Origin of the sequence: Paenibacillus sp. Soil522 (genome assembly GCF_001428245.1) — a bacterium.
Lineage (GTDB): Bacteria > Bacillota > Bacilli > Paenibacillales > Paenibacillaceae > Pristimantibacillus.
Window position 1 is genome coordinate 1 of record NZ_LMRV01000118.1, and the last position, 4708, is coordinate 4708.

4 protein-coding genes and 1 pseudogene are annotated in these 4708 nt (G+C 36.4%); all 5 read left to right on the plus strand.

What is annotated here, in order from left to right; all coding sequences use genetic code 11:
• Positions 1 to 186: pseudogene (locus ASG81_RS33450) on the plus strand (phosphotransferase); the annotation flags it as partial.
• Between the two features lie 167 nt (positions 187 to 353).
• Positions 354 to 1742, plus strand: coding sequence for a UDP-N-acetylmuramoyl-tripeptide--D-alanyl-D-alanine ligase (locus ASG81_RS29430; RefSeq protein WP_056643395.1), 1389 nt, complete (start codon positions 354 to 356; stop codon positions 1740 to 1742).
• Positions 1743 to 2081: 339 nt separating this feature from the next.
• The gene (locus ASG81_RS29435) at positions 2082 to 3065 is read left to right on the plus strand and encodes a phosphotransferase enzyme family protein (protein WP_056643398.1); all 984 of its coding nucleotides are present in this window, start codon (positions 2082 to 2084) and stop codon (positions 3063 to 3065) included.
• A gap of 485 nt (positions 3066 to 3550) precedes the next feature.
• Positions 3551 to 3919 carry a DUF4362 domain-containing protein gene (locus tag ASG81_RS29440; protein WP_056643402.1) on the plus strand — a complete coding sequence of 123 codons (369 nt, stop codon included), beginning with the start codon at positions 3551 to 3553 and terminating at the stop codon, positions 3917 to 3919.
• 335 nt (positions 3920 to 4254) lie between these two features.
• Complete coding sequence (locus tag ASG81_RS29450; RefSeq protein ID WP_155972058.1) at positions 4255 to 4470, plus strand: hypothetical protein; 216 nt, start codon at positions 4255 to 4257, stop codon at positions 4468 to 4470.
• The last annotated feature ends 238 nt before the right edge of the window (positions 4471 to 4708 follow it).

The following is a 4708-nucleotide window of genomic DNA, read 5'->3' on the forward strand; positions in this document are numbered from 1 at the left end:
ACACTTCAAATAATGAGGGATAAGATAAACGAAATATACTTGGAACATTATCTTACATATTCTAATCTGCAGTTCAGCGACATTGATGAGTGGATGTTACCGATTGCAGCCGCTAGACTAACGGAATGGATTCCTGACCAGGAGAAAGCACTGCTGTTAAACTTTATCGAAGAACGATTAAGCTAACGGGTACGATAGTTGAACAAAATATGGAGCAGTTTGCCGTGGTAACTGCTCTTGTTTTTTCATTGAAGTAACAGGCAGTTTAGCGCAATAAAGTCGACAACTAGCTTGGTGAAATTTTACAGAGTTTTGTGCCATAATATATGTGTAGGACCTAAGGGGGGGATTATGTGATCAAACGTTCAATTGAAGAAATATTATCAATGGTTGAAGGAAATGAAGTAACTGCGTCTTTTAAATCTCCTGAAATCATAAATATCCAGGGGGTATCAATCGATTCGAGAACACTAAAAGAAGGTAATTTATTTGTCCCAATAGTGAGAATCGATGATGGACACAAATATGTAAAGCAGGCTTTTGAAAATGGAGCAGTCGCTTCCTTGTGGCAAGCAGACCATTTTTCACCCCCAGAAGGTTTACCACTCATAATTGTAGATGATACGTTAAAGGCTTTACAAAATATCGCGCAATCCTATCGAGGACAATTAAACTGTAAAGTAATTGGGGTAACAGGGAGTAATGGAAAAACCACAGTTAAAGATATTGTAACTTCGATATTAAGTACAAAATATAAAGTTCAAAAAACTTATGGGAACTTAAATGGAGAGTATGGTCTCCCCTTATCTTTATTAGAAGTTGAAGAAGATACTGAGATTGTTGTTTTAGAAATGGGAATGAGTAATGCCGGTGAAATGAAAGTCCTATCGGAGATTGCGAGGCCCGATTTTGGAGTAATTACAATGATTGGTGTATCACACCTGTCGAGTCTTGGATCGAGAGAGGGAATTGCTTTAGCCAAGTTAGAATTACTTGAAGGTTTAAACCCTAGTGGAGCCATTATTATCAATGGGGATGAACCATTACTCACTCAGGCACTCACGGAAAGAAAACTCCCAGAAACACTGTCGGTTATTCGATTTGGAGAATCTCATACCAATGATTTCTTTCCACTAACAATTGACCATAATCAATCCAGCATTTCTTTTACATTGAACAGGTATAGTGATGAATTTTCTGTGTCTTTACTTGGAAGGCATAACGTATTAAACGTACTTGCTGCGATTGCCTTGGCAGATCGTTTTCAAATAACTCAACAGGATATTCAGTCTGGACTTACTAATTTAGAGGTCACTGGAATGAGAATGGAACGGATCCCTACCCCAAAAGGATTCTTAATTATTAACGATGCTTGGAATGCAAGTCCTGTTTCGATGAAAGCAGCAATAGAGACAGTTTCAAATCTAGATGGTTTTAATAAAAAGGTTTTGGTTTTAGGTGATATGTTGGAATTGGGAGATAAAGAAAATGAATTTCATGAAGAAATAGCTAAAAGTATTGATACGTCAAAAATACACTCCGTATTTACTATTGGTAATTTAAGCAGAACTATATCTAATACACTTAGTGGTTCAAAATTAGAAGGAGTAGTGAAGCATTTTACCTCAAAAGAAGATCTTGTATCTGAATGTAACCGAATATTAAAAAAAAATGATGTCATATTAGTTAAAGGATCACGAGGTCTAAAGTTAGAGGATATTTGTGATTCGTTAAATAAATGATAGAACTCTAAATTCCCCGATCCGATTTCATTGGGTTACTGAATATTAATAATGATGCAAAATTCAATTTCGTTAAACTAAAGGGTACCGAGGGAGTTGAATAACACATGGATGAGCGGGTGCTTCGGTGACCTGCTCATTACATAAAACTAACTGGCAGATTACGATAACAACATTAAAGGCCGCCGAATTGAATCGGCAGCCTTTTTTAGTCGAAGGAAAATACCTTTGTACATAACTATTAGTTTATAACGGAGAAAAAGATAAGTCTACATATTTTTGGTGTTTTCAGGTAAAGTGGGTTTACCGGGCCGGTAGTACCTATATTGGAGGTTCACAATGGCGAGTCAAAAGATATTAAATAAAGCTGCTGCGTTGTTTGCATTTGATATTAACTCTCTTGAGTTTATAAGCAAATCAACTAATGAGGTATTTCGTTTCACAAAGAAAAATGAGGCCTTTATTTTAAGAATAACTGAAAAATCTTATGCTTACGTCGGTAAAATAAAGGCGGAAGTTGATTGGATAGACTACTTAGTGCACAACGGTGTCCGAGCATCATTACCAATCAAAACTATAGATAATGAATTAACTGCTGTGTATGAAGAGTATGAAAAATGCTTTATCGTAACAGCTTTTCAGATTGCACCTGGAAGATTCTTTGATAAAGATGATCCACATTTGTGGGGGACTTTTATTTTTAGGCAGTGGGGAGAAACCATGGGGAAGATGCATATGCTCTCTAAATCATATCTTCCCTTAGAAACAAAGAGAGATGAATGGCGAAAATCGGAAATTGCAAACCCTTATCTACAACAAGGCAAATATCGTGTACTTTTGGAGAGATTAAAGTCTCTCGAAACCAGAATTATGACACTACCTCGTGAAGGTAATTCATATGGTTTGATTCACAATGACTTTCATCCCTATAATTTCCACATAGATCAAAAAATGATTACGGTCTTTGATTTTGACGACAGCATCTATGGTTGGTTTTCGTTGGACATTGCGATTGCTGCAACACATGCCGTTTGGTGGGGAGCTCCAAAGGAGAATAGACAATTCAAAAATGAATTCGCAAAAAAATTCTTGAATGAATTCCTTGAAGGATATTTAAAGTATAATCACCTAAATGAGTATTGGATTAAGCAAATTCCATTGTTCATGGATTACAGAAACATATGCTCTTTCTTTTGGTGGCTCAGCAGTTGGGATGGAGATGAGTCCAAGTTTAATGACTTTCAGCGAAGCGCAATCGCAGATGCCGTAAAGTTAATCGAAAATGGGCAGACGTTCGACGGCTGCGAGATTGCATTAAACTAAACGGGTACTAGATTTTAAATCCAATACCATGAAGCTACCGCGGGAATTTGTCGGTGGCCTCATTGCGCTAACGGGTACGTTAGTTCCATAAACACCAGGACGAGGCTGCCAGCATAACGGCAGCCTCGTTGAGTTAAAGGGCAGGTTAGTGCAGTAGATTTAGAATGGTAGCAAGGTAAATTTGAATTTGATGACGAATAAATAAATGCATGTTTTTACGGATAATTACAACCCAATCAGGGGGCATTTGATGAAATCCAATATGTTGCTTGTTTTGGCGTTATTACTTATACTTTCAGGCTGCACTAAAGATGGATGCAGGGTTCAGTGGTTTTATAAAAGCACAACTAGGCGCAGCCAAAAACATTAATTGAAGGAGACAATTATGAAATATCAAAATCTCTTTATTCTTGCCACACTTTTTATGTTATTAATGGGATGTTCCAACTAGGCGCAGCCAAAAACATTAATTGAAGGAGACAATTATGAAATATCAAAATCTCTTTATTCTTGCCACACTTTTTATGTTATTAATGGGATGTTCCGCGACACCCGAAAGAGCTGTGAAAAATGGTGACGTAGTGTCCGACTTAGGTRTTGTAGGGAATATWGATAAACTAGACCATTTTATTTCAGAAGTATCAAACAAAAAAGACTCCAGTAYAAAGATTACACGTTTCACTAAAGAGGGAGATCCAGTAATCATTCGACTGAGTTATACTCAGAATAAAATAAAAATAGAAGAAGATCCCTCAAAAGATAAGAATGGTGATAAAGAAAAAAGGAACTATCTTTGTAAGAGTATCACTAAAATAGAGCAAGCAAATGAAGTTCATTATCTCATCTCGCATTAGCGCTTCTATATATGCNGTTATACTCAGAATAAAATAAAAATAGAAGAAGATCCCTCAAAAGATAAGAATGGTGATAAAGAAAAAAGGAACTATCTTTGTAAGAGTATCACTAAAAAAGAGCAAGCAAATGAAGTTCATTATCTCATTATGGATTGTAGTCCTTCGAGATCGAGTGAACTACTTGTTGTTACCGATAAGCATTAAGCTCCCTCAGTACGATAGTGGAGGGGCTTGCTTCGAGCAGCTCCTCTTTTGATTTATTGAAGTAACGGGAAGATTAATGCAATAACTGCTACACTGATGAAGTAGGAATACATGAAGGGATTGACGACAACGTGGAGAAAAAAGGTTTAGTGATATTTCTATTTGCACTGTTCTTATTTCTTTCAGCTTGTAATAACAGTGATAAAGCAAAATATGTCTATTGGACTGTAGAAACAGAGAATCAAATTGAACGATTAGAAAGGGCGGAAGTAGACTATAAAATACAAAATCGGGAAATTTGGGTTAAAGAGAATGATGTAAAAAAAGCGGTGCAGTGCTGTACTTGAAGAAGTGGCAACAATGTTAATTGTTTGCACTAACGGGTAACGATAGTGGAGGAGTTTGCTATGTGGCAGCTCCTCTTTTCTATTGAAGTAACGGGCAAGATAGTGAGTTTTTACTTCATTTGTAACACAAAAAGGATTTTGCTCGTTAATATTTTAAAGCAATTAAATATCATGGAGGTGCAACGAAGTGAAAAAAGTTATTTTATTCCTTCTTACCACAATATTAAGTGTTACTTTC

Bases quoted from the DNA above. Each gene is read 5' to 3' on its own strand.
- ASG81_RS29435 (WP_056643398.1), top strand. From the start codon at position 2,082: ATGGCGAGTCAAAAGATATTAAATAAAGCTGCTGCGTTGTTTGCATTT.